We start from the raw sequence: 26,773 nt of genomic DNA on the forward strand, positions 1-26,773 counted from the left end.
TGACCGGAATATTCAAGGCTTACGATATCCGGGGTTCATATCCCGGCGAACTGGACGAAAAATCTGCCGAACGGATCGGATCGGCGTTTGCCCGCATCATGAAATACGGCACGATTGCGGTGGGAAGGGACGCCCGTCTCTCCTCGCCATCTCTTGCATCGTCTTTTATCCGGGGATTTGTCGGGGCAGGAGGTCACGTGACCGATTTCGGCCTGACCAGCTCCCCCCTCCTGTACTATGCAATAATAAAAGGGAAGTTCGACGGAGGAGCCATGGTCACCGCTTCTCACCTTACCCAGGAAATGAACGGCATTAAGCTCTGCCGTGAGAATGCGATTCCCCTGTCCGGTGACGAGGGACTGCCGGCTCTCCAGCACATGGTCGGGGAGATGCCCGGGGGTCCGGGGCAATGGACGGGTCAGCAGGCAGCCGGTTCGTACAAAACAGGGGAATTGACCGGTTCATATATTGATGATGTGGCTGGTTTTATCCATGACCCAAAACCCCTCACTGTCGCAGTCGATGCCGGGGACGGTATGGCGGGACCGGAGGTAAAACGGCTTTTTTTAAAATTTCCGATTCTTAAACCGGTGACCCTTCACCTCGAACCCGATGGCCGGTTTCCCCATCACGGTGCAAACCCCTTCCTCCCTTCGGCAACCAGTGAACTCCAGGAAACGGTGAAGGATGCGAATGCGGACTTCGGGGTTGCGTTCGACGGGGACGCGGACCGGTGTATCTTCGTCGACGAGCTCGGCGAACGGATCCCCGCCGACCTTATCACTGCCCTGATCGCAGGGTATTACCTCACCGCCACACCGGGGGCGACCTTTCTCTACGACCTGCGTTCGAGCCGGGTAGTTGCCGAGACTATTACACGCCTCGGCGGGCGGGCGATCCGCTGCCGCGTAGGCCATGCATTCATCAAGGAACAGATGCGGGAGAATGACGCCCTGTTCGCCGGTGAACTTTCGGGTCATTACTACTTCCGGGACATGGGGTTTTGCGACAACGGGATCTTTGCCATGGCCCAGATGGTAAACCTCCTCTCGGCACAGGGCCTGCCTCTCTCAAGGCTCATTATGCCCCTCAAAAAATACTTCTCGACCGGGGAAATCAATATACGGGTAGGCAAACGGGATTCGGTCATGGCTGCACTCGGGGCCGCGTTTTCTGATGCAAAGACCGACCACCTTGACGGGCTGACCATGGAATATCCCCTGTGGTGGTTTAACCTGAGACCGTCCAATACCGAGCCGGTCGTACGGCTTAACCTCGAGGCCGATACGAAAGGACGCAGGGATACCATGATGGCAGAGGTCCTGAAGGTGATCAGGGAGACCGATCCGTCAATGGAAATTGAAACCGGATAACCGGAAAACTCCCATAAACGTGGTCAAAGGGAGAGTGCCCCGGGATATGACCTTATCGAGTGTCCCCGGATGCACGATACCGGGAGGATGTGTAATGGCGAATTCTCCTACATGTCGGCCAGAACCGCTACCCCGGGCAGGGTTTTTCCCGACAGGAACTGGAGGAAAGCTCCCCCGCCCGTGGAGACATGGGTCATTTTCCCAGCGAGCCCGAGCTGCGTCACCGCTTCAGCCGTGGATCCGCCTCCGATAACTGTTGTTGCACTGAGGCCGGCAAGCACCGCCGCAAGGGATTTTGTCCCATCTGAAAACTGCGGGATCTCGAATGCCCCCATCGGACCGTTCCATGCGACCGTACGGCATTGTTTAAGTTCTTTGGTATACAACGCAACGGTCAGGGGTCCGATATCCGCGATCCTTTTATCAGCCGGGATCCGGTCTGCACTCACTACCAGAAAGGCCGCGTCGGGTTCCAGTTTTTCGGCCACAACTACATCTTCCGGTAGCAGGACCCGGACACCACGAGACCCCGCCTTTTGCTGGATCGTTTCGACCAGTTCCATCTTGTCGGGTTCCACGGCCGAGACTCCTACATTGTGACCCCTGCTTTTCAGAAACGTGGCGGCCACGCCTCCCCCGATAAGGACAAGATCCACCTTGGGAATAATATATTCCAGGATCCCCATCTTCTCGCCCACCTTTGCCCCGCCGAGGATGATGGCAAACGGCCGGGCGGGATCCTCAAGGAGTTTACTCAGCTGTTCGATCTCCTTTTCCATAAGGAGGCCGGCGACGCACGGAAGATACCCGGCCACCCCGACTGTCGACGCATGCGCCCGGTGGCTCGCGCCAAATGCATCGTTGACAAAAATATCTGCGAGCCGGGAGAGATCCCGGGCAAATCCGGGATTATTCTCCTCCTCGCCCGGACAGAATCTCAGGTTCTCCAGAAGGATGACATCCCCGTCCTTCATGCCGGATACCGCCTGCTCAACCACAGACCCCGTTACCTTCTGCAGAGATTCAACCGGTTTCTTTAAAAGTTCCGAGAGGCGTCGGGCAACCGGACCCATCCGGAGACGGTCATCCACCCTGCCGTGAGGCCTGCCAAGATGGGAACAGATGATGACCCGGGCGCTGTGATCGACCAGGTACGTGATCGTGGGAAGACAGGCCCGGATACGGCTGTCGTCTTCGATTTTTCCGCTCTGGTCCATGGGCACATTAAAATCGACCCTCACCAGTACCCGTTTTCCGCCAACATCCACATCTCTCACCGTTTTTTTCTGCATCCGTTTTTCCTCCTCCCACCCCTTACTGACAAAGACATCCTGTTTACGTACCATCGGTTACCCGGTACTCTAATATAAATACGTCAGGAACTTTTCTTTCCGTGAAAACCACAAAAAAGCCATGGCCGGGGATCATCACCGCTGATTCGGGAAATTCAAATCCGGCAGGATAACCTGCACCCGCAATTTTCTCAAGAGATAAATACCGGTATAGTGTATAGTGCAATTATTCAGGATATGCTGCCACTCCACAGGATCTCCCGGAATAACCCTGTAACGTTACCGCAGGCAAACGGCCCGACCGACAGGGCGCCAGGAAAAATTCCCTTTGGCCTCCTCATACCTGTCATTCTGGCGATCCTGTGCGGGTCTGCCTCCGCCCTGTCCACCCCGCCTTCGGGCACCATTGCCGGACAGTTTAACCAGGGTATCGGGATATACTGGCCTTATCATGTCCTGCTCATGTCAGCAGGATTTGTTCTCATCGCTGCCGGTTTTATTATCGCGAGGTATCACAAAACCGGGAACTGGTACAATGCCCATAAAATTCTTGAAGCGGCGGGAGGCGCCTGCATCATTGCCGGCATGGTTGTCGGCATCTACATGGTCGCCCTTTCCGGCTTTCCCCCGCTGCGAAATATTCATGAGATATTCGGGGTGACAACAGGACTTTTGGTAATTGTCGCGATTGCTCTTGGTATTTGCATAAAACGCGCAAAAAAATCGAAAAACACTATACGGGTGAGCCACCGTTGGCTTGGGCGCATCACTCTCGGCCTCATGGTTATCACTATTATCCTTGGTCTTTTGATCCTTACGACGCTCCTGCAACGGTAGGTTCTGTTTTTTACCGGGGCCTGTCACCGTATCGGTCGCGGTTGCCGAAAAACTTTGACCTGCCCTTACCACAGGTAATAAATAGCGCCCGGCACCCTATGCTCCCATGGTGATACAATGCCGGAATCAGATGGAGATATATCAACAATAGCCGACCTCGTCATTGACCTACAGGAAAAAGCAGTGACGCTGCCCTTAAAGATGCATCCTTTACACGGTGCCGGTGTTGCCCCCAAAAACAGTGATGTGAACAAGCTGAATAGCTGTAAGGGGCATGACAACAACGCGCTGGTACCTTCAGTCTTTGCTGATGTGCATACGGAGGCCCGGGTATGAGCGCTGCAAAATATATCCGCTGGTTTGCGGAGATCAGGAACGAAGATGTCGCCAGTGTCGGGGGCAAGAATGCCTCGCTTGGCGAGATGTACCAGGACCTGAAAAAAGTGGGGGTGAGGATACCCAACGGGTTTGCCATCACCGCTGACGCGTACTGGCTGGTCGTGAAGACCGGCGGCGTCATCGACCGGCTCAGGGAAACCCTGGCCGATCTCGATAAGACCAGCGTCACCAATCTTGAAGGCCGGGGGAAAAAAGCACGGGATCTGATCCTCGGCGCCGGAATCCCCGATGATATCTGGAACGAGATACGCGCGGCCTATGACCGGCTCTGCGAAGAGTACGGCCCTGATACTGATGTGGCGGTCAGGAGCTCTGCTACCGCCGAAGACCTCCCCACCGCTTCTTTTGCCGGCCAGCAGGAGACCTACCTCAACATCCGGGGATATAATGCGCTGAGGGAGGCATGCAGCAAATGTTTTGCATCCCTGTTTACCGACCGGGCGATATCCTACCGGATCGACCAGAATTTCGACCATTTCAAGGTCGCCCTCTCTATCGGTGTCATGAAGATGGTCCGCTCCGACATGGCGTCGAGCGGGGTGATCTTTACCCTCGACACCGAGACCGGGTTCCGGGATGTTGTCTTCATCACCGGTTCGTACGGTCTTGGTGAGAACATCGTGCAGGGCGCCGTCAACCCGGACGAGTTCTACGTCTTCAAACCGACGTTACGGACAGGGCACCGGGCCATTGTCAGGAAAAACCTTGGCGACAAGAAGATCAAGATGATCTACGGGCAGGGCACGTCGAAGGTCCTGACAAGGAACGTGGATGTCCCGGAATCGGACAGCCGGCGGTTCTGTATCACGGATGACGAAATCCTCGAACTGGCAAACGACGCGATCAAAATTGAGGATCATTACTCGGAGAAAGCACACCAGCCCGTGCCGATGGATATCGAATGGGCCAAAGACGGCGTCACCGGGGAATTGTTCATCGTGCAGGCACGGCCCGAGACTGTCCACTCACAGGAGGCAAGGGATGTTCTTTTGACCTACCACCTGGAGCAACGGGGGCCGGTGCTTGCGAAGGGAAAGGGCGTGGGTGAAAAGATCGCAACCGGAACAGCGCGGGTGATCGCCGATATAAGCCACCTCGGCGAGTTCCGGCCCGGGGAGATACTGGTCGCAGATACGACGAATCCCGACTGGGAACCGGTCATGAAGACTGCCGCTGCGATCGTGACCAACCGGGGAGGGCGGACCTGCCATGCCGCGATCGTCAGCAGGGAGCTCGGCGTTGCGGCGGTCGTCGGGACGAACGATGCAACAGAAAATATCAGGACCGGCCAGGCAGTCACCGTCAACTGTTCGGAGGGGGACGAGGGAGTCGTGTTCGGCGGGATATTGCCGTTCCATGTCGAAAAAATATCCCTCAAGGGCCTCAAGCGCCCGAAAACGATGATCATGATGAACCTCGGGGAACCAGACCAGGCATTTGCCCTCTCGATGATCCCCAATAACGGCATCGGGCTTGCGCGGATGGAGTTTGTCATCAATAATTATATCAAGATCCACCCGATGGCGCTGGTCCACCCGGAAAAAGTCACCGATGAGAGCGTAAAGGCAAAGATTGCCGGACTTAACTACGGGTACGAGAACCCGGAAGAATATTTTATCGGGAAACTGTCACAGGGCATCGGGACGATTACAGCCGCCTTCTATCCCAAGCCGGTTGTTGTAAGGATGAGCGACTTCAAGACCAATGAGTACGCCAACCTCCTCGGGGGGAGCTCTTTTGAACCCCTGGAGTCAAATCCGATGCTCGGCTTCCGCGGGGCGTCCCGGTACTACGATGAGAGGTACCGCGAAGGTTTTGCCCTTGAATGCCGTGCGATGAAACGGGTACTCGGGGAGATGGGGCTCGCGAACCTGATCATCATGATCCCGTTCTGCCGGACTCTTGAAGAAGGTGAAAAGGTGCTAGCCGAAATGGCGAAGAACGGGCTTGTACGGGGCGAAAACGGCCTGAAGGTTTACGTGATGTGCGAGATCCCGAACAACATCCTCCTTGTCGACGAATTCAGCCGGTTGTTCGACGGTTTCTCGATCGGTTCGAACGACCTGACCCAGCTGACTCTCGGGGTCGACCGCGATTCGGTGGTAGTTGCCCACGATTTCGACGAACGGGATCCCGGTGTGATGAAATTCGTATCCATGGCGATACAGGGTGCCCGGCGGAACGGGCGCCATTCCGGCCTGTGCGGCCAGGCGCCCAGCGACTACCCGGAGTTCGCCGAGTTCCTGGTCAGGGAGGGCATCGATTCGATCTCCCTCAACCCTGACTCGGTGATGAAGATTACCCTTAAAGTGGTCGAGATGGAGGAGCTTCTGGAAAAAGAGAGAACCACGTAATTGTTCTTTTTCCCGGCCCGGCTCTGGTACGGCAGAAGCCGGCGACCAATTTTTCATTTCAAAAAAAATCCTTATTTGCAACCCGTTGAGGAAAAACCGATACGCCGGTCGTCCGTTAACAGCGGGAAGCAGGGGTCGTACCACTCATCCCGGCTGCCGCCTTGATCCCCACAAATGCCCGGAAGCCAAAGACCGGATATGGTGCCCTGTCATGACAAGGTCCACGGCATCCTCTTTGTTCAGGGTAAGAAGTTCAGGCAGGTTCAAAAACCAGCTTGTATGCCCGGGCAATTTCTGCCACACTCCAGGCCTGCGCTATGCACCCTCCCGGACGGTGGGGGGGGTTGCCATCAAATATTTCGGAAATGTACCCCATGCCCGCCTCTCGTATATGCTGGAGCACCGGGGCAAGGACCCACGCAGCCCTTTCCCTCGGAATATCGTTTCTTAAGAGTGCCTCCACATAACAGCCGGTAAGCCAGGGCCAGACACTCCCGTTATGGTAACTGCTGTCACCGGTATAGTATCCCTGGTATTTCGGATCTGAGGGCGAAAGCGTACGAAGTCCATACGGCGTCAGGAGGAGCCGGTTAATCGTGTCCAGCGCCGTGGTTGCCTGTTCCGGGTTAACAAGACCAAGGGAGATTGCAATTACCTGGTTTGGCCGGATCGCAGGGTCAACGGGATCAATCACATCGTAGAGGCACTGTGCGGTCTCATTCCAGAACCGCTTGAATTCCTCGCGTGCCGAATCAGGGCTGACTGCCGTCAGGATCCCCATGGCCTCCGCTTCCATCAAAGCACCGATCCAGAGAGCGTTGATCTCGACCGGCTTTCCCCCCCGTGGCGTGAATTCTGTATCCATCCACGTACTTTTTGGTACGACTGAGATCAGCTCATGGTCCAGCGAGGCAACAGGAGAAGAAGGGTAGTTCTCCAGAATGTTTCCGATGACAGGTTTCATCTTCTCCATGAAGGGATCGTCTCCCCACCGGCGCCGGTACCGGGCGAGAGCGTGGATAAACCACAACGAGGCATCGCTGGTGTGGTAATTATCGGGAAACCTGTTGGGGATCACGCCATCCTGGTTCATATCAGAAAGCCGTTTAAGTACGGCACGTGCTTCACTTTTCAGCCCGCGCTCGATGAGCAGGCCGGTGACACTGATCGCAGAATCCCGTCCCCACGATTCGCAAAACCAGTGGTAGCCGGCAACTATTTCATCCCGGTGGCAGAACGCATCCGATGCCCATTCCAGCCATTCAGGGAAGGTCTGCGGCGACTGTGTGCGATGGGAGTTTTGCGCACTATGAGCATTCCCTGTGCACCGGAACATAACCGTGGAATCACTCACGCGGCCCTCAAAAATGCCCGGTGAATAAAGATCCTCAACCGCTTCATATCCCCGCTCATGTTCCCGCTGATACCAGATATCCCGGTAGGTATCAGGATGGGACTCAAAGGGAAGATCTCCCTCAAAAAAAAGTTCCTTCCACCCGAATCCATTCCTTTTATTTATGCAGGCCGGGGCAGGGGCCCTGAGAAGCTCACGCACCGGCCGGTCGGTGATAAGGGGACGAACCCACAGGTCTGCATCGCCGGAAATCTGGTACGCGACCGAAAGATTGCCGTCAAACGAGACGGTCTTTTTGATGATGATATCATCAAGCCAGTAAACCCACGATGGCGGGTATACCGAAAACCCGTAAAGGTACCGGAGCCCCTCATCATCGGAGGCCTTCTCGTACTGCTGGGTGGAGAGCCGGATCCCGTTTACTTTTTCGTCGAGCCCGGCAAGGAGCATGCGCCCCCCCTGAACGAAAAGCCCATGATATCTTCTGGTGTTGCCACCTGCAGTCGACGAAGAATACCCATCGTCCGATGTCATTAAAAATTCAAGCATCCGTGCGGTACCGGGTACCTGGATCTCCCTCCCGTACTGGAACACCATCAGTGCCTCCATTGTGAATTTTCAGATATTGACGAGTTCCCGGTACACCCTCAGGGTGTTTTCTGAAGCAGTGTCCCATGTGAACTGCTCTTTTACCCGGTTCCTGCCATTCGTACCCATAGTTTCAGCCAGGTCAGGATGTTTCAGGATTTCGACGACAAATTTTGCAATATCCATGGGATCGTACGGATTGATATGGTAGCCGCAGATCCCTTCGCCGCTGGGAATTACCTGCTCGCGAAAACCCGACGTCCCCCGCGCCCCGACAACGACCGGTTTTCCCATAGACATCGCTTCAGTGCAGACGATCCCGAAAGGTTCGTATTTTGAAGGCAGGACAACAACATCGGACGCGGCGTAATACCGGAGGCGTTCCTCTTCCGGTGCCATCCTGAAATGCAAAATAACGTTTTCTTCGAGGTGCAGGTTGTGCACCATATGTTCCAGCATCTGGTCCATGTCGCCGACGCCAAGGATGACCAGTTTTGCATCGGGGATCTCTTTTCTAATGTGGACCATTGCCCGTACGAGCGTGTCGACACCTTTTACCCAGGTGAGACGGCCGATGAAAAAGATCATCGGTGCGTGCCCCACCCCGATCTTTTCGCGGAATTCTTTGATCTCACCTGGCGAAAACCGTGTGGCGTCATATTTCTTCTCATCGACACCATTGTGGATGACCCGTATCTTTGCCTCGGGATAGCCATAGCTCACCAGTTCGTCCCTCATGGCATAGCTGACGGTAACGATGCGGTCTGCGATGGTGGCAGACAGGTGTTCAATATCTTTGATAGTCGGAGACCCGTGGGGATTTCTTCCCTGTTCCGTGGAATGGAAGTGAAAGACAAACGGTATCCCGAGATTTCTTCTGGCTATGATACCGGCAAGTGCCGCGAGCCAGTCATGGGAAACCAGCAGATCGTAGTGCTGGTTCTCCTTTGGAACAAGATAATTTACCAGTTTTGATGCAGAGAGCAGGTTGTACAGGAGAGTTTCAGCGAAAAATTCCTGCCCGTTCTCATCCCAGGTCTTCACTTCAGCCGGGTTAACAATGGAAAAGATATCGGAAAATTTCATGAGCAGCGGGCGATGGACATCGATACCCGACCAGATCTCCGATGTCGGGTCACTTCCCCTGTTTCGCGAGAAAACCGAGAGGGAATGCCCTTTACGGATGAACTCCTGAGACATCTCATTTGCATACGTCCCCAGCCCCCCCCGGAAAAAGGGAGGAAATTCATCGACAAAATAAGCGATTTTCATGCTGCCACCCGGGAATATGTCTCGAGAATCTTCCCGCCAATCGGGCCCCACCGGAACACGCGGTCTACTTTTTTCCTGCCTCGTTTTCCCAGTGCAACCGCCTGTTGAGGGGTGTCGATCACCGTGTTCATCCCCCCGGCGAGTGCACCCGCTCCGGGTTCGACCTTCACACCATCAACGAGCGAATCGATATTTTCAGAAAGGCCTCCGACATTGGATGCAACCACCCCTTTTTCGGCACTCCATGCTTCCAGAAGGACAAGGCCGAACGGTTCGTTCCGGCTGGGAATAACGACAAGATCGCAGGCATTCAGGAGACGGACATATGCCGAATCGGGAATGTATCCCGCAAAATGAACGGGCATATCTTTTGCCCGCTCCATCAGATCCTGGCGCATGTCCCCCTCTCCGGCAACAATTAATTGTGCATCATGGTGGTCGCGGCTCACGGTTTTCATCGCTTCGATGAGCAGGTCAGGACCTTTCTGGTAGGCCAGCCTGCCGATAAAGAGGATGAGCGGGTCGGCCGGCTGGATCCCGTATGCCCGTTTTACCTCCCCGGGATCGATCCGGGCCTGGTATTCGCGGGGCACGATACCATTGGGAACAACGTCACATTTCCAGTCAGGGACATGATAGAGCTGCATGACCTCATTTTTAAGCGCCGCTGAAACGGCCGTTACCCGTTTTGCAATCAGCCCCCCATACCACTCCTTGCCGGAGATCTCCTTAAACTCCCACCAGTCGCCAAAATGGTTTCCGCTCCTCCCGTATTCTGTTGAATGATACGTAAGAACGGTGTTCCGGTCCTGCAGGATATGAAGTGCCTGCACGGCATGCCAGTCATTAAAATGAAGGTAATCAAATTTCCGGCCTGCGTCGAACCTGCGGAAATTTTCCACCATCGCAAGGCTCATACTATTGCAGTACTCCACGATGTTGTTCCCCTGGGGCTGGCAGTAATGGTAGGAAACACCCTTGATCGTCTGGTCCGGGATCCAGCCACGGGTGAAGTAATGCACCTCATGGTGCTGCGCAAGAGTCTGGGCAAGATGTGTCGCTGCAGGGGCAAGTCCACCCACGCGCTCGGCATAGAGTGATTCCCAGCAGAAAATAGCTATCTTAAGTGACTCCAAAGACGTTCCCTCCTCATAAAAACCAGATTCACTGAATCCTTTGGTGCAGTGCACTCCTTAAATTTTCTTAAGCAGACTCGCATCAGCGAAGATGTTCTTAATCCGGTTCCTTCCTGCCTATCCCCATTTTCATAACTATGGCCCCGGGTGATTCCATAGAACCCGGGAGCCGTTTCAATATCCTCCGGAATACGTATCAGTAGTTGGTTAAATCTCAGAGACAGGATATAAAAATGATCCCTGTTTACAATTTTTGAGAGAGAGAATCTTTCTCCTGCAAAACCAGGAGGATTTTTTTATCAGAACGGATCTGCAACGAACGCCGTGGATGAAAGAATGTCGCCAAGCCCGGTCGTCTTGCGAACCTGTTGTGATATACAGGTGGGGATGAACACCACTACCCGATCATTACTATGGAAAATTCCCGGCGCTTCATCCGGGCCAAACGCTTCGCGGACATCTGCGTATGCCAAAAGACCTTCCCGTGATAAAATCTGGTCATCCCCTTCCGCTGCATCGACAGTAAGCCGTGCAGCAAGGAGCAGGGCATTCCGGGATAATTCCGGCTGCACGAGTCCGGGTTTTAGAACGAGAATATAATATCCGAACGTATGGAGGTGAACCCGGGGCACACCCGTGGCATTTGCAAAAGCGATAGCTTCACGCGCCATGGCAACCGGCAACGTGGGGAATGGAGCAGCCGGTACCGGACCGGGTGCCCCGAGCGCATGCATCAGCATCCCCAGTTCCTGCTCATTGAATCCGATGCTGTCGGTATTCGGAAGGATATAACGGATCATCATATCCAGCACAGGCCGGCCTGCCCCCGATACGCATTCAACATGCGTCCGCATCAGGGGATTAACGTCGCGGATCAACCGGATCTGCCGGCTTGCGGTGATAAATTCCTCTTTTGCCTGCAGGTACTGGTAGCCTGACAGGAATGCACGCCGGCAGGTGGCAATCTGTTCCAGAAAAGAGTCCTCAAATTCTTTCGGGACGATAACCGTGGATGGATCGTGGACCGGTGACACGATAAACCGGTTGCTCCGGGGCACAACACCGTCAGCCACGGGCACGAGGCCCAGGGGATATTCGAAGATGAGATGGATGAGGTCAGAATGATCGTCGGCTTCTGGTTCAAAGGTCAGGGGAATGACACCGGCATTCCGGAGTATGTCACGCGTGTGAGGGCCGGCAGCGGGCACAGCACAGGTAACCGATGCGATGCCGAGCCTGCGCATCTGGATCGCGGCAATCCCTGCCTGCCCCCCGATTGTGAGCGTCCCCGAGTCTGAAAAAAAATCTGCAAGCTCATGGAACACGGAGGGATCACTGACAAACATCTCATCGGCTGAACAGTAACGCATTGAATGTTCCAACCGGGAAAGCAGGACATCGGACCCCGGAACGGTATGCTGTTCAAGGGATCTCAGCAGATCGGGGGTCACCGGAATGACCCGATCGATATTGGCATTGAACCCGGTAACTACCGGGCCTGCCTGCGGTTTTTGCAGGGATTGGTACAGGTTCTTCCAGATTCCGGTATTCACAAAACGTCTCCTCTCACCTCCTTTATTTGACGCTTGGAAAATAAGAATGCCCTCCCCGCGATCTGTTCTTTGTTTTCAGGGTCGACTAAAACATCCCATAGCATTAATCATGAGATGATCCAAACTGAGTTACGGAAGGTTTGTGCATATGGCCGATACTACTGACCGACTGATGGATAAATTCCCTCATGTCCCGGAACGGTTATCCGGTCTTGTTGACCTGGCATACAATCTCTGGTGGAGCTGGCACCCGGAAGCCCGGGTGCTCTTCAAGCAGATTAACCAGCAGGCATGGAAAAAAAGTATCCATAATCCTGTTAAGCTACTTCAGGAAAGCCCTGCCGAATTCTATGTCAATCTTATTTCAAATCCTGAATATCTGCGCCGTTACGATATCATCATGAACCGTTTTTCGCGGTACATGGCCAACCATAATGGCTGGTTTTCGGAACAGTACCCCAAAGGCAGATCTCTTACCATTGCCTATTTCTCTGCGGAGTACGGCCTCCACCACTCACTTCCCTTTTATGCCGGCGGCCTCGGATTTCTTGCCGGCGATCACTTAAAGGAATGCAGCGATCTGGGTGTTCCGCTTGTCGCCGTGGGATTCATGTACTCAGAAGGATACCTCCACCAGCATATCCGTCCCGATGGCTGGCAGGACAATATCAAGGAAATGCTGGATCGCGATGCTGCCCCCATTATAAGGGTCCTGAATGCTTCCGGTGAACAGATGGTCATACAGGTACCTTTCATCGAACCCCCGATTCATGTAGCAGTATGGAAAGTTAACGTGGGGAAGATACCGCTCTACCTGCTCGACACCGATATCCCTTCAAACCTTCCTGAAAACAGGACCATCTCCCACCGGCTTTACGCAGAACAGGCTGAACAACGCTTAAAACAGGAAATTGTCCTTGGGATCGGCGGACGGAAAGTGCTCAACGATCTGGGCATAGAATTTTCCGCCCTGCATCTCAATGAAGGGCATCCCGTGTTTGCGCAGCTGGAACGGATCCGGGAGCGGGTGGCAACCGGCATGAGTTTCGAGACTGCCATGAACCAGGCAAAAGGAACCGCCGTTTTTACCACTCATACCCCGGTCCCAGCCGGGAACGATATTTTCCCCCTTGATCTTATGAGCAGGTATTTCTCCGAATATTGCCAGCAGCTTGGTATCGACGAGGCAACGTTTTTCAGTCTCGGGCACCACCCCTGCGAGGCGGGAACCGGCTTTAACATGACCGCTTTTGCCCTCCGGATCACCCAGTACCATAACGGAGTGTCGAAGAAACACGGCATGGTTGCCCGCGAGATGTGGCGATGCCTGTGGCCCGGCCTCCAGGTACAGGATATCCCCATCGACCACATCACCAACGGGGTTCATATACCGACATGGCTGAATCCCCGGATGGACAGCCTGTATTCAAAATATTTCAGCTCTGTCGACCCCCAGTGGCAGACGAACCGGGATAACCCGGAGATCTGGCAGATGGTCGATGAGATTCCGGATAAAGCGCTCTGGGAGGAACATATCTGGCTGAAACAAAAACTCCTCAACAGGATCCGGGAAAAAAAGAGAATCAAATGGGAAAGCCAGTTAAACGAGCCGGGCAACCTGGTAGCCGAAGGCCTGATGCTCAACCCCTCTGTCCTCACCATCGGTTTTGCCCGTCGTTTTTCCACCTATAAACGGGCGGATCTGATCTTTCACGATAAGATTCGTCTCCGGCGGATCCTGAACAATCCCTGGCGTCCAGTGCAGATTATTTTTGCCGGAAAAGCGCATCCTGCCGATAATGAAGGAAAAGAAATCCTGCAACGGATATACGAATTTGCCCAGCAGCCGGGATTCGGCGGCAGGATCGGATTTGTCGAAGATTACGGGGAACAGATGGCCCAGTACCTGGTTCACGGCGTGGATGTCTGGATGAACAACCCCATCCCCCCCATGGAGGCATGCGGGACAAGCGGCATGAAGGCTTCGCTAAACGGTGTACTCAACCTGAGTATTCTTGACGGGTGGTGGATTGAGGGGTACAACGGCAATAATGGCTGGGCTTTTGAAGGCGAAGCGTCTCCAGAATCCCGGGATGCATCCGATGCGGCCGCGATCTATTCCCTGCTTGAAAACGAAGTGGTGCCTCTTTACTACTCTGCCTCTCTCGACGGAATACCCCATGGCTGGGTAAAGAAGATGAAAGAAACCATAAAAAGTACCAGCGCAGCATTTTCAGCCCGCCGTATGGTCAAAGAGTATGTCACCAAATACTACCCCTCCCTGCTTGCATGTGCAGAAAACGAGTGCCCGGTTCCATAATTATTCTGAATGTGAGGGAAAACATCAGAATCCCCAAACCCGAGGCCCCCACCTTGGTCCTAAGCCCGTATCCAGTCCCAGGCTTCGGCCAGTCGCTCCATCCTGAAAAACCGGAGTTCGGTGCCGGTCAGGGTGGTGAATGCCTTGAACATCAGGGTCACCCATTCATCCCAGTTATCATCGATGACTGTCGCCATCTTCTCGACTGCCGAAAACTTTAGTCCGAGAAGGAAATCCTCCCATGCCCCGCCGACCGTCCAGCCCTTGAAGTCCCCCATGACCCAAACGACCCTGATCCTGGGGAACTCCTTCATGGCCTTCTCCATCTCCGGAACAAGAAGATCGAGATAATCGGCTTCTGTCAGTTTCCCCCGGATACGGAATCCAATGACGTTTCCGGAACTTTCTGGCAGTTTTTCAATCATAGTGCTCTCCTCTTTTTAATGGCAGCATTGAGTGGTCGGGTATAATAAAAGATTTGTCCGTGAGAATCTCATGAGGATACGACCAGAATATGATGTTTGGCGGGGAATTATATCTTCACCTGGTGCCACGTCCACGGCCGCCGGGATCGCCTTCCTTGTGAGAGAAATCGTTGGCAGGGTACTACAGAAGTAACCCTTATCACAGGGGTGCTGTACGGGCGGACCTCCACAGGCTGTTTGTGTCGTGCCGGTACGTTGTAAAAAAATGTTTTTTTAGGGAAACCCTGTTGTTCAGCATTCATCCAGCATTGTTTTGATCATTTTGAAGGTCTCGATCTTATACTGGAAGTGCTTGATCATCCCTTCTTTCATCATGATCTTCGTATCGAGCATACGCTTCATCAGGGTCTTTTTCTGTTCTTCATTCAGCGTATCCCACAGCTCCGTGATGAGCATTTCCTGCTGCACCATGCCGGGGTTCATGCCATGTTCGTGCATAATATTTTTTCATCTCCTGTTCCGGTGAACCGGATTGACCCGTGGTATTATTGAACGTGCAGATAAAATGTTGTCCTGCTTTCAGCGGATGAAAACAAGAAGAGGTTTTTCACAGAGAAAATCACGGTTATCTTCCACTAATTATCTCTTTTTTTTTATTTCTTCTAAAAACATGAAGCAATGATTGCAGGTATCCTTTCTTTTTCATCTCACTTTTTGAAACATGGAGAAATCCTTAAATAATGATACCTGATTTCTAGCTTTACGGGATTCCGGACTGTTCTTTGGGAAGATACATAAATGATTCTGCCACCGTCTTTGAGTAATACTGATGTACCCCGCAACGGGGCAGAAGCAAGCCTGTTCAAAAAACTTACCCTCATTTTTGGTCTTCTTGCCATACTGGCGAGCATTACCGGGCTCATTGGGAACATTTCCGACACTATCATCATCAGTAGCGTATGCCAGGGCTGCAAAACGCTGGCATTGAGCGCCGCACTCACCTGGATCTTTTTTGGTGCAGTCCTGGTCTATATATCAATAAAACCGCTCAGGCGTTTCTTTTTCTTCCTGTTGAGGGCTGTGCTTCTCATCATTGCATGTACTGAATTTATTGATATCATATTGATCCTGCAGGGAGCGCATTTTATCATAGAGTCCTGGTTTGTTACCACCGGATCAATGATTTTCGGCCCGCTGTCATCGCCGATATCCCCGGTGGCGTCCGGGCTTATCATAATCGCGGCAGTGGGGATGTTTTTTTGTATCGATCCGGCTTTCTTGTCTTCGCAACGTCAGAAATCGCGGGAAATAACGGCCGGTTCCGGGATCATCATCAGCCTCACAGGTTTCACCCTGGTCTTAAGTTACCTGTATGGATCTCCACTTCTCTATGGCACACCGGTCATTCCCATTGCGGCTTTCTCAGCTCTCTCAGCCTTTTTTATCGGTTTTGGGCTTATTGCAGCTGCAGGACCTGCGACCGCTCCTGCCTGCTATTTCATGGGAGATTCCATTCGGGCGAGGCTCTCACGGACCTTTGTCTCTCTCACGGTTGTCATCACCTTTTGTGAAACTATTCTTTTTTCTATCATTTCTGCGTGGTTTTCTCTTTCCAATGTGGTCATGATCTCAGCAAGCCTGGTTATTTTTATTATCGTGACCTCGATCATCGTCGGGCGTTTATCGGTGGAGATTGGTCAGTCCCTTGACAAAGCGGAACAGGCGCTCGCGGACAAGAATGAGGATTTTGGTGAACTCAACGAGGAACTCATGGCCGTTGAGGAAGAACTGCGTCAGAATATTGACGCGCTCACGAAAAATGAACGGGACCTGCGCGAAAGCGAACGGTTCCTCAGGGAAACAGAAAAACTGGCAAAGCTCAGCGGCTGGAAGGCAAACCCGCAGACCGACTATCTTCAGGTGACCGACGGGTTCTACGACATCATCGAAGCTCCCCTCCATTACCCGCCGGGCTTTACCGCGGGATTGAGCTATTTTTCCGGGAAAGACCGGCCCCTCATCAGGAACTGTGTTGAAAAATGCCTGGCCACCGGCGAATCTTTTACCCTTGAACTCCTCGTTACGACCGGCACCGGAAAGAATGTCTGGACTGAACTGCGGGGGCTGAGGCCGGTGACGGAGGGATCCCGTACCGCTGTAATCGGTACGTTCCAGGATATATCCGATCGGAAGCTGGCAGAAGAGAAATTGAGAGAGGAAGGCGGAAAACTCAACATCCTTGCAGAATCAGCCCGGCTGCTTATGAGCGCCGAAAACCCCGAACACATCGTCTATGTCGTGGGAGAACAGGTGATGCAGTTTCTCCACTGCCATACTTTTTTCAATTATCTTATCGATGAGAGCGGGCAACGGATGCAGCTGAATGCTTATGCCGGTATCACACCAGAGGATGCGGAAAGGATTCACTTTCTGAACCTTGGTGAAGCAGTCTGCGGCCAGGTGGCCCGTAACGCGGAGCGTATGACCGTCTCCGGCATTCTCAACAGGGATGACGAAATGACCGGCCTGATCCGTTCTTTTGGTACAAACGCGTATGCGTGCCACCCTCTCATCTACCAGGGGCGTACCATCGGGACGCTCTCGTTTGGGACCTGCGACAGGCCCTCCTTTTTGGATGATGAACTGGACCTGATGCGGGCAGTGACAGATCTCGTGGCTACGGCAATGGCGCGAAAGAAGATCGAGGATACCCTGCGCAGCACGAGCCAGTACCTCGAGAGCCTGATCAATTATGCGAATGCCCCGATCATCGTATGGGATACGAAATACCGGATCCTGCGGTTCAACCGGTCCTCTGAATTCCTGACGGGAATGGCCGCTGATACGGTAATCGGACAATCTCTCGAAATCCTTTTTCCGGAAAAATCCCGCTCTGAATCGATGGAACTTATCCAGAAGACCAGCAGCGGCGAACGGTGGGAATCCGTGGAGATTCCCATACAGCATATCTCCGGCGCAACGAGGATCGTGCTCTGGAACTCGGCGAACCTTCTCGATGCTGACGGTGTCACTATCTCATCCACCATTGCCCAGGGGCAGGATATCACGGAGCGTAAAATCGCAGAAGAGTCTGCCATAAAAACCGCCTCACTGCTTCATGCTGCCCTCGATGCCACTGCCGATGGTATCCTTGTTGTCGACAATGCAAAAAACATTACCAGCTACAACAAGAAGTTTTGTGTGATCTGGGGTATCCCGGAACATCTGCTCGATAGTGCAGAGGAGGCGGCTGCGCTTTCCTACATGACCCCGCTGGTAACGGATTGTCGGGAATTTGTCGACCGCAGAAATGAACTCTACGCGCATCCCGGACGGGAGAGTTATGATGTGGTCAGGCTCAGGGATGGCCGGATCTTCGAGCGGTATTCCAAGTCCCAGAAGATCTTTGACACCATCGTAGGCCGGGTCTGGAGCTACCGTGACATTACCGAGCGCAGGCAGGCCGAGGAAGCGTTGCAGGAAAGCCTCGAAAACTTCCGGATTATCGCTACCCATACCCCGGACCAGATCCTGGTGCAGGATAAGGATCTCCGGTATATGCAGGTAATCAATCCCCAGTGGGGTCTGACAGAGCAGGAGATGATCAAAAACACGGATTACGATCTTTTCTCGAAAGAGGATGCGGACAACATCACCCGGCTCAAGAAGCAGGTGCTGGCCAGTGGTACCGCAGCTCGGAGCGAAATGTCAATGATCAATGCCCGTGGTGAAAAAAACTATTTTGATATATCGTATGTACCCAAAAAGAATGATGGGGGAGAGATTGACGGCCTCATCGGTTATTTCAGGAACGTGACCGAAATAAAACAGGCTAATGAAAAAACCCTTGCCGCACTCGCGGAAAAAGAGATCCTGATCCGGGAGATCCATCACCGGGTCAAGAACAACCTCCAGATCATTTCCGGCCTGCTCGACATGACAAGGATGAGAGCCCAGGACCCGGCAACAGCGGGTATATTAACTGACATGATGCTGAAGATCAAGACCATGGCCCAGATCCATACACGGCTGTACGAGAGCAAACAATTCGACAGGATCAATATGGGCAGCCAGATCCGTGACATCGCAGCAGATCTTTCCAACATCTACGGAAAGTCCGGAACCGGTATCACCTGCCAGGTAAATGCGGAGGATCTCTCTCTCCCGGTTGGCCAGGCAATTCCCTGTGCGCTGGTAGTAAACGAGGTCTTGTCGAATTCCTTCAAACATGCCTTTACGGGGCGAAGGCATGGATCTATCATGATCACTGCACGGCATGAGGGTGAAAATGTCCACATCTGTGTACAGGATGATGGCACGGGTATACCGGAGAATGTGGATGTGGAACGGGCTTCGAGTCTGGGGATGAAACTGATCCGCAGCCTGGTGCAGCAGTTACAGGGAACCCTGACGATTGAGAGTTCAGACCGGGGTTCTACCGTGACTATTGACTTCTTACGAGGTGACGGGAGGATGATGTGATGTCGAAGATTCTTGTGGTTGACGATGAGGCGATCATTACCATGCAGCTTGAAGAGCGGTTGCATGCAATGGGGTATACGGTTGCAGGGATGGCAGCGTCCGGTGAAGACGCGATCGAGAAGGCACGACGGCTTTCGCCGGACCTGATCCTGATGGATATTGTCATGCCGGGACGGCTGAACGGTATCGAAGCGGCGCAGGCCATAGTAAGCGAGCTGGATATCCCGGTGGTTTTTGTTACATCCTATGCGGATGATGCAATTATCGAGAAAGCCCGGCAGGTCCGGCCGTATGGCTATATCGTAAAGCCCTTTAACGAACTGGAAATAAAAGCTGCCATCGAGGTAGCCCTGTTCCGCAAGGCATCAGAACAGGAGATGAAAAAGAAAGCGGGTGCGGGCCGGACCCCTGTGCCGCCCGGCGCATCCCCGGGTGCCGCAGGAATGCAGGACACAGAGTATCTTGCCCCGCCCGAAGTAAAAACGGTTCTCTTAAAGGATATCTTCTCCGATGTTGTCCTCTTCCTGTACGCGGATCCGTCTGTGAAAGACCCGATTTTCAAATTCGCCATTGAAGCCGGAATAAAAAAGGGGGGCCGGGTTTTCTTTGCATATCACCACTCCATACTGCCAAAATATTTTCTTGGAGAAGTCAGGAAAGGGGAACTGTTTACCCGGCGGATTAAAAAAGGCGAACTCTTTTTCCTGCCCCGTATCCTTGAGAAATGTACGGCAACCCTTCCCGTCGATGATCCGAAAGGAAATCTCCAGATCCTCTTTGATTTTTCCGACACGGAAGAATTTGCCGATATCATATCAGTAAAAAACATGATTCTTGCAAAAAAGGAAGCGGGGGTCCCCATCACCGGAATAATCTCCCTCAACATGGCGGACCTCGATCATGACCACATCAGACTGCTTTCGGAAGGCATAGCAAAGATCATAGTATCGACCGGCAGGGATACGACCATTTCCTTTGCCCGTGCAACGTTCCCTTCAGAATCCATCACGGTCGTCCCCCAGGCAACCATTGAAGATGTGGTAAAAAAACTGCTTGAGCCGGTAATTCTTTCTATGCTCGAAAAACCGATCTCGGGATATGACATCGTTCACGAGATCCATAACCGGTATAAGGTCCTTATCCCCCAGGCCCGGATTTATACGTACCTCTACGATCTCCAGCACAAGGGATATCTTGAGATGAAACTATCCGGTAAATCAAAGTTATACTCTCCGACGGAAACCGGAAAAAAATACATCCGGCAACGGCTGAGCGAATTCCAGTTTGTCTTCCAGCACATCCTGGGAGATGAATCTGCTACCCCGGATAAGAAAGAATGATTCTTCAACGGATCTCCCGGATAGAAGCGGGCAGCTGGCTGCTAAAAAAGAGAATTAAAAACCTCGCAACGCCCCATGCGGGGGGGTTTTAGGATTTCAATTATTCCAATTCATGAGACAATTTCTGAAATACGTGCATATCTATTTCTCATGGGCTGTGGTAACAGGGGGTCATACAGGCCTCATGCACCTGGGGCTGGAATGCCATACGTGGCTGAAAGTCATGTAACCGGTATCGTAATCCGGAAGAAAGTCGTCAGGAACATGGATGTTAATGACGTTCCGCGTATATCCTGGTAAACAATGCCTGGACCCGCACCGGAAAAACACCTGAAAAGAAATGGCTTTTGGGCCTGACCGGAGAAAACGCCGGTTTGAGGGGATTTCCGGTGATAGTTTCCATCTCAACCGGACCGGGTATACCGGATATTCAGGGCACCGGTAAAACATCCGCGTACCTTTCCCAATCCCGGCGGGAGGGGGGGGATCAATGTGAGTACTATAAAAAAACAGCGGAAAAAAAACAAGAGAACCATTATTGTTCCGCCAACCGGCGTAACTGAAAACGGAAAATCGATCTGCATCACAAGCCAGTTGCCGGATATTCCTGAGGAGAAGATCAGGATCGATCTGGAGAGGACGCGGCTCATCATATCCGCTTCGAAACAAAACGAGAAAGTCATGCGGGAAATTATCGTTCCCGACGGTTCAAGGATCAGTGAAAAGAAATTCAAGGACGGCGTCCTGGAAATTATTCTTGACCGGCCTTTGTAATATCAATTTGCAGATGAAATGCACGCAATGTTTCCCGTTCCATCGCTGTTATATCTCAAAAATTGTTCCAAAGTCTGTTTTTTTGGAGACAAAAGCCCGGTTGGCCCAAAGGTGCCGGGGACCGCTTTTCAAAAATTGTAATTCGACGAAATTCTTGTATAATACCTGGTCAGAGGGATCCAAAATCCCCGAGGGAGGGAGATACAGGATTATGGACGATGAAGTTGTCGATGGTGGAATGACGGACCCATTACAAAACAAAATCCCTGGACTGATCAGGGATTTATCCCACAGGAATAAGGATGTCCGCTGGGGTGCAGCGAACGCGCTCGCGCGGATCGGGACTGCAGCGGTGGATCCGCTCATAGCCGCACTGGATGACAAGGACAGCGTCGTGCGGCTGAGGGCCGCATGGGCGCTGGGCCAGATTGGAGACAAACGGCCGGTCGATAAACTCATCCTGACCCTCCGGGATGGCGACTGGTCGGTCCGGATGCGCGCAGCCGAGGCGCTGGGAAATCTCCGGGCACACCAGGCAACCAATGCGCTGCTGCTCCAGTTGAGAGATAAAAACGCAGATGTACGAGGACATGTAATATCAGCGTTGACAAAGATTGCAGATCCTGTTTCTGCTGATCGCATCAGTGAGATCCTCAAAGATCCTGACTGGAGAGTGAGGATGGGTGCAGCTCTCGCCCTTGCCGCAATCAGGACTGAAAAAAGCCTGGCCTATCTCAAAGCCGCTTCCTGCGATGAGAATGAATATGTCCGGAAAATCGCCGGGGCCGTACTTGAAACTGACGAGGACAAATCCTGTGCAACAAATGTAAAGACCGGTCATGCAAAAGATCTTCCCCCGGTTTTGTAAAAACCGGTGAAATGGTACGAAAAGGAACTGCGGCTTGCCAGACCCGAACTACAAACTATGCGGTGTACGGCAGCTGCACCCGTCGCGGCTCCGGACTCCTCGATGGCACACCTGAATGCGGGAACATGCATTGTCCGTGCCGTAACCGTTTTTCAATATATTACCGGGTGAAATGGTAAATGACCCTTACAAAAAACAGCGAAACCTGTCTGTAAGATCACGATCGCCAACGGGGAAATCACACGTACCTTCTGATGTCCCTTCTCTGGCGTAGTTTCAATTTTTGTCTCATATTCTGAATTTCACAAAAGAGCCTTTACCTTGACGGTAGTTATCCTCCTTTCAGGTGGGGAACCTGCCGGGGCCGGCAGGTTCCCTGTTTTACGAGGAGAGAACCATGGATGAAACCAGATTTTATTCATTGCCTAAACTGCCGTACGAATATACGGCCCTGGCGCCTCATATTTCTGAAGAGCAGCTCAAGATACATCACCAGAAACATCACCAGGCATATGTAAACGGCGCAAATGCAGTGTTTGAAAAGCTGGACAAGGCACGCGGGGAAAATACCGATCCCGACATGAAAGCCATCCTTAAGGAACTGTCGTTTCATATCGGTGGTTTCAAGCTCCACAACCTGTTCTGGGAAAACCTGGCACCGGCAGGAAAGGGGGGAGGCGGGGTCCCGAAAGGAGAACTGGCCAAAGCGATCAACGGTGAATTTTCAAAATTCGATCGGTTCAAAAAGGAGTTTACCCAGGCAGCGGTGAGCGCGGAGGGATCCGGATGGGCCGCCCTGACATTCTGCAGGAAAACCGGGCGGCCGCTCATCCTCCAGATCGAAAAACACAACACCAACGTAATTCCCGGTTTCGATATCCTTATGGTCCTTGACGTGTGGGAGCATGCGTACTACATTGACTACCGGAACGACCGGGCAAAATTTGTCGACTCGTTCTGGAACATCGTGAACTGGGATGCTGTTGCACAACGGTTCGACCACCTGAAGAAATAAACTCGCCCAAACCGGGGCCGGCCTGTCCGTTTCATCTTCACGGACCGGAACTGCCATGAGAAACTCAACAAAGGAGCTGAACAAAAATGCCGGAATACGTCAACCCGTTTACCGGAATGACCCGGAACGCGGACTCACGAATGAAGCGGAGATATGAACGCTAAAGAATCAACAGGTGAAATCATGCTGGAAAAAACACAGGAACTCTTAAAAAAATTCGAGCAGGATCACGAAATCTACGTCGGTGCAACAGATGCCCTGACTTACTGGATTGTGGATGCACGAACCCCGACGGGCAAGGAAGGGTTTCACAACCTGCATACCGGCAAAAGATACGTCTCCGGACCCAACGAGGGGGGCAATGTCCTCATCCTGCCGGATCCAAGCAATTCCGATGCCTACCTCGCAGAATCCTGGGGGGAGATGGGAACGATCGACGATTTTGTGAAAAAAGCGCTCGACCATATTCTGGCAGACAAGAATGCAGCAGATAATGGACAGGAGGGAAGTTGCGGGAGCAGCTGCAACTGAACTATTACCCAAAAACCCGAGGATTACCATGACTCCGTTACCACCATCATCAAAAATCGTACTTGAGATCCTTGGCACCGAAGGTGCAATGACCCATAAGGACATCGTGGAAAAATCTCACTTTCGTCCCAGGACTGTACGCTATGCGTTGAAAAAGCTGAAGGAAAATAACCTTCTTGTCGTGAAAATGAACCTGCATGATATGCGCCAGATCATTTACCAGTACCGGATGAGTTCGTTGCAGGAAAACGGGTTGGCTGACCGCTGAACCGGGAAAAAGGCAAAATCAGTTCCGGAAAGGTTGTCTGGTCATCATCACCAGGTAAAACGATATAAAAAGCCTGTCCGGTCGCTGAAGGCAGGACAGCCCGGATAAGGCGGGTGCAGGGATGAAAGTACGGCGCGGGCAGGAAGAGGGATTATCTATGCTGCGACACCTCGTAAGAGACGTGCCAGGTGTTCTTTGGACAAAATCCCGTCTGACTCGTTTGGCCAGGTGATCGAACAATTCCGGTCGGAAAAAAATCCTGCAGATGAGTCTGCTCAGCAGGATCCGGATGCATGCATGGCTGGGGCGGCAGATCGTTGTCTCCGCACTGGTTATTTCGCAATTGAGATGTGATGGAAGAATTTGTATGGCCAGGTATGATCTGATCGTGATTGGAAGCGGTGCTACCGGGGCAACTGCTGCAACTACAGCGGTTCACAAGGGAGCATCACGCGTGGCAATTGTCGAACGGGGCCCTGTCTGGGGTACCTGCGTGAATACCGGATGTATCCCGAGTAAATTCCTCCTCACCCTTGCAGAGTATTACTATTACAAAAACCATGGCCATAACGGTCTCGGGATAGACAGCCGTTTCTTCCTGCAAGAGGCCCTTGCCGAAAAAGATGCGCTGATCGAGCGGCTGAAACAGAAGAAAACAGACAGGATAATAACCGGGCTTAACATTGAAGTTATCGAAGGTAATGCAGAGTTCCTGTCCCCTACGGACATTCGGGCAGGCGGCCGGGAGATAACCGCGGACCGTATCATTATCGCAACCGGCTCATCTCCCGTAATTCCACCGGTCCCGGGAATAACTGCCGTCCCTTTCATGACGAACGTGGAGGCACTGAGCCCGGACCGCATCCCCGAATCTCTCATTGTTATAGGGGGAAGGGCGCTCGGACTCGAGTTTGCCCAGCTTTATGCCCATCTCGGGACAAAAGTCACGCTTCTTCAGCGGAGTGCCCGCATCATCCCTGACGAAGAACCGGAGATAGCGGATCTCCTTGCCGGATACCTAAGAAAAGAGGGCATCGATATCCATACTGGTGTGGAGATCCGGAACGTAGAGAAGACCGCGGCAGGAGTCGCGGTTACCACCCTCATCAAGGGAACCGGACAGGTGTTTTCTGCAGAACGACTGCTCCTTGCCGCCGGGCGCTCCCCCAATACAAAAGATCTCCGGCTTGATCGGGCCGGGGTGAAGACGGGTCCAAAAGGGGCTGTGCTTGTCGATGCCACTCTGAAAACTTCGGCACCGAATATCTGGGCCGCAGGGGATGTCACCGGTGAGCCGATGCTGGAGACTGCTGCACGGTACGGCGGAGAGATTGCAGCCATGAACGCCTTTTCGGATCTGAAACGCTCCTTTAACCGCTCGCTTATTCCCCACGGAATTTTCACCATGCCGCAGGTCGCCGGGGTGGGACTGACCGAAAGCCAGGCCCGTATGGCCGGCCTGGATCCGGTGGCACAGACCCTCCGCATGGACGCTATGGCACGGTCCTTCATGATGGGCGATCCCCGGGGGATGGCAAAGATTGTGGTGAATAAACCTGACAGACGCGTACTGGGCGTTCATATCTGTGCACCGCTCGCAACCGAGATCATCCAGGCATCGGTTCTCGCAGTGACCCGGCTTCTGACCGTCCACGATCTCGCGGATATGTACCACGTATTTCCTACTACCGGTGAAGCAGTCTCTGTTTGTGCACGGCAGTTCCGGTAATTCCTGCAAGGCATTTTTTTCGTTTTCATTTTTTGAAAATACGGTTAACATTGTATCAGGCAGATTAAGCAAAAAGAGGCTGCATAACCAGAATCACCCGGTACAGTGCGGTAAATCTTTACCCGGAAGTAGTGGTGGATTCGGATACCTGGAACAGTTTTCCGACCCCGGGCATTGTCGAAATAACCATTGAAATGGTAGAAAAACGCAAGGGTAAATGTCATTTCTGTGGCGGATGGCAGTGAGGCACTGGCAGCAGTCAGGAAGATCATCCCGCCCCATGCCGAAGCGATGACCGCTTCATCGACAACACTCATTGAGATCGGGCTCGAGGACCACATTGCAGAAGGAGCGTCCGGCTGGAATATCCTGCACGCCAAAATCACAGCCGAAAATGACCCGGTAAAACGGGCCGAGCTGCTGAGGAAATCCGTTACCGCCGAATATTTCATTTCCCGTTCAAATGCGATCGCCCGGACCGGAGAGAAAGTCGCCTGTGACGCAAGCGATAAGCCGTGTCGGCGCATGGCCATTTGCGGCAGGGCACCTTATCCTTGTCGTGGGTGGACGCACTTCCTGGGGTCAGGATGTATGTCTGCCCTCCTCGAAAATATCCGGGTACAGAAGGCGTACGGTACCCCCGGTATGATCGGCAAATGCGTGATACTTGCCCACGAGAAAAATGAAGGACGCCATCACCCTTGTTCTGGTCAATGAATCCCTCGGGTATCAGAACATACGTTCATGCGATAACCCCCCCCTTTTTTAGCACTTCCGGCGCAGAGTTTCAAACCTTGTTTCAAAATCTGATTTTCGGGAGAGAGTCTATTTAACACCCTTTACTATAGAAAGAACATCTGAAG

Annotated in this window: 21 protein-coding genes; 14 read left to right on the plus strand and 7 right to left on the minus strand. The window is 52.8% G+C overall.

The features are described 5' to 3' along the window. On the plus strand, positions 1-1,373 hold a 1,373-nt coding region (locus ACLQMU_RS06990; RefSeq protein WP_443673628.1), incomplete at its 5' end, for a phosphomannomutase/phosphoglucomutase. Between the two features lie 107 nt (positions 1,374-1,480). On the opposite strand, the gene ACLQMU_RS06995 is transcribed toward ACLQMU_RS06990, so the two are convergent. Continuing rightward, positions 1,481-2,719, minus strand: a complete 1,239-nt coding sequence (locus ACLQMU_RS06995) for a phosphoglycerate kinase (RefSeq protein ID WP_424040904.1) — start codon at positions 2,717-2,719, stop codon at positions 1,481-1,483. Between the two features lie 183 nt (positions 2,720-2,902). Between ACLQMU_RS06995 and ACLQMU_RS07000 the strand changes: the two genes are divergently transcribed. From ACLQMU_RS07000 to ppsA, 3 genes are all read left to right on the plus strand, one after another. Next, entirely contained in the window at positions 2,903-3,502 is a 600-nt protein-coding gene (locus ACLQMU_RS07000) for a hypothetical protein (RefSeq protein ID WP_422150072.1), read from the plus strand. Between the two features lie 117 nt (positions 3,503-3,619). Continuing rightward, positions 3,620-3,838 carry a hypothetical protein gene (locus tag ACLQMU_RS07005; protein WP_422150073.1) on the plus strand — a complete coding sequence of 73 codons (219 nt, stop codon included), beginning with the start codon at positions 3,620-3,622 and terminating at the stop codon, positions 3,836-3,838. Continuing rightward, positions 3,835-6,255, plus strand: coding sequence for a phosphoenolpyruvate synthase (gene ppsA / locus ACLQMU_RS07010; protein WP_422150074.1), 2,421 nt, complete (start codon positions 3,835-3,837; stop codon positions 6,253-6,255). The genes ACLQMU_RS07005 and ppsA overlap by 4 nt, the downstream gene beginning before the upstream one ends. A 253-nt stretch (positions 6,256-6,508) precedes the next feature. On the opposite strand, the gene ACLQMU_RS07015 is transcribed toward ppsA, so the two are convergent. The 4 genes from ACLQMU_RS07015 to ACLQMU_RS07030 all read right to left on the minus strand — a co-directional run bounded on the left by ACLQMU_RS07015 (position 6,509) and on the right by ACLQMU_RS07030 (position 12,158). Continuing rightward, complete coding sequence (locus ACLQMU_RS07015) at positions 6,509-8,218, minus strand: amylo-alpha-1,6-glucosidase (protein ID WP_443673629.1); 1,710 nt, start codon at positions 8,216-8,218, stop codon at positions 6,509-6,511. A 9-nt stretch (positions 8,219-8,227) separates the two neighbouring features. After that, positions 8,228-9,469: a glycosyltransferase family 4 protein gene (locus ACLQMU_RS07020; RefSeq protein ID WP_422150076.1), complete on the minus strand. Its 1,242-nt coding sequence runs from the start codon at positions 9,467-9,469 to the stop codon at positions 8,228-8,230. Beyond that, positions 9,466-10,605: a glycosyltransferase family 4 protein gene (locus ACLQMU_RS07025; RefSeq protein ID WP_422150077.1), complete on the minus strand. Its 1,140-nt coding sequence runs from the start codon at positions 10,603-10,605 to the stop codon at positions 9,466-9,468. Before ACLQMU_RS07025 ends, ACLQMU_RS07020 begins: the two co-directional genes overlap by 4 nt. A 299-nt stretch (positions 10,606-10,904) precedes the next feature. Further along, the gene (locus ACLQMU_RS07030) at positions 10,905-12,158 is read right to left on the minus strand and encodes an ADP-dependent glucokinase/phosphofructokinase (protein ID WP_422150078.1); all 1,254 of its coding nucleotides are present in this window, start codon (positions 12,156-12,158) and stop codon (positions 10,905-10,907) included. A gap of 148 nt (positions 12,159-12,306) precedes the next feature. Here ACLQMU_RS07030 and glgP point away from each other — a divergent pair, with 148 nt between their 5' ends. Further along, positions 12,307-14,478, plus strand: a complete 2,172-nt coding sequence (glgP, locus tag ACLQMU_RS07035; protein ID WP_443673630.1) for an alpha-glucan family phosphorylase — start codon at positions 12,307-12,309, stop codon at positions 14,476-14,478. 59 nt (positions 14,479-14,537) lie between these two features. Here the strand turns inward: glgP and ACLQMU_RS07040 are convergent, their stop codons facing one another. Both ACLQMU_RS07040 and ACLQMU_RS07045 read right to left on the minus strand, forming a co-directional pair. Then, positions 14,538-14,903, minus strand: a complete 366-nt coding sequence (locus ACLQMU_RS07040; RefSeq protein WP_422150080.1) for a SpoIIAA family protein — start codon at positions 14,901-14,903, stop codon at positions 14,538-14,540. 291 nt (positions 14,904-15,194) lie between these two features. Next, entirely contained in the window at positions 15,195-15,374 is a 180-nt protein-coding gene (locus ACLQMU_RS07045; RefSeq protein WP_443673631.1) for a hypothetical protein, read from the minus strand. Between the two features lie 345 nt (positions 15,375-15,719). Between ACLQMU_RS07045 and ACLQMU_RS07050 the strand changes: the two genes are divergently transcribed. The 9 genes from ACLQMU_RS07050 (at position 15,720) to ACLQMU_RS07090 (ending at position 26,627) form a co-directional block, all read left to right on the plus strand. Next, positions 15,720-19,385, plus strand: a complete 3,666-nt coding sequence (locus tag ACLQMU_RS07050; RefSeq protein ID WP_424038957.1) for a PAS domain S-box protein — start codon at positions 15,720-15,722, stop codon at positions 19,383-19,385. Next, complete coding sequence (locus ACLQMU_RS07055; protein ID WP_422150083.1) at positions 19,385-20,725, plus strand: response regulator; 1,341 nt, start codon at positions 19,385-19,387, stop codon at positions 20,723-20,725. The genes ACLQMU_RS07050 and ACLQMU_RS07055 overlap by 1 nt, the downstream gene beginning before the upstream one ends. Positions 20,726-21,217: 492 nt before the next feature. Beyond that, on the plus strand, positions 21,218-21,499 hold the full coding sequence (locus ACLQMU_RS07060; protein ID WP_422150084.1) for a hypothetical protein: 282 nt from the start codon (positions 21,218-21,220) through the stop codon (positions 21,497-21,499). 211 nt (positions 21,500-21,710) lie between these two features. Then, complete coding sequence (locus tag ACLQMU_RS07065; protein WP_422150085.1) at positions 21,711-22,367, plus strand: HEAT repeat domain-containing protein; 657 nt, start codon at positions 21,711-21,713, stop codon at positions 22,365-22,367. Positions 22,368-22,764: 397 nt separating this feature from the next. Beyond that, on the plus strand, positions 22,765-23,382 hold the full coding sequence (locus ACLQMU_RS07070) for a superoxide dismutase (RefSeq protein ID WP_422150086.1): 618 nt from the start codon (positions 22,765-22,767) through the stop codon (positions 23,380-23,382). A 183-nt stretch (positions 23,383-23,565) separates the two neighbouring features. Further along, the gene (locus tag ACLQMU_RS07075) at positions 23,566-23,913 is read left to right on the plus strand and encodes a hypothetical protein (protein ID WP_422150087.1); all 348 of its coding nucleotides are present in this window, start codon (positions 23,566-23,568) and stop codon (positions 23,911-23,913) included. 28 nt (positions 23,914-23,941) lie between these two features. Next, positions 23,942-24,181 (plus strand): MarR family transcriptional regulator, encoded by a 240-nt coding sequence (locus ACLQMU_RS07080; protein WP_422150088.1) that lies wholly within the window; start codon positions 23,942-23,944, stop codon positions 24,179-24,181. A gap of 367 nt (positions 24,182-24,548) precedes the next feature. Further along, positions 24,549-25,910 carry a dihydrolipoyl dehydrogenase family protein gene (locus ACLQMU_RS07085; RefSeq protein ID WP_422150089.1) on the plus strand — a complete coding sequence of 454 codons (1,362 nt, stop codon included), beginning with the start codon at positions 24,549-24,551 and terminating at the stop codon, positions 25,908-25,910. A 222-nt stretch (positions 25,911-26,132) separates the two neighbouring features. Further along, complete coding sequence (locus ACLQMU_RS07090) at positions 26,133-26,627, plus strand: LUD domain-containing protein (protein ID WP_422150102.1); 495 nt, start codon at positions 26,133-26,135, stop codon at positions 26,625-26,627. Positions 26,628-26,773 lie beyond the last annotated feature (146 nt).

Source organism: Methanoregula sp., assembly GCF_052325125.1.
Lineage (GTDB): Archaea > Halobacteriota > Methanomicrobia > Methanomicrobiales > Methanospirillaceae > Methanoregula.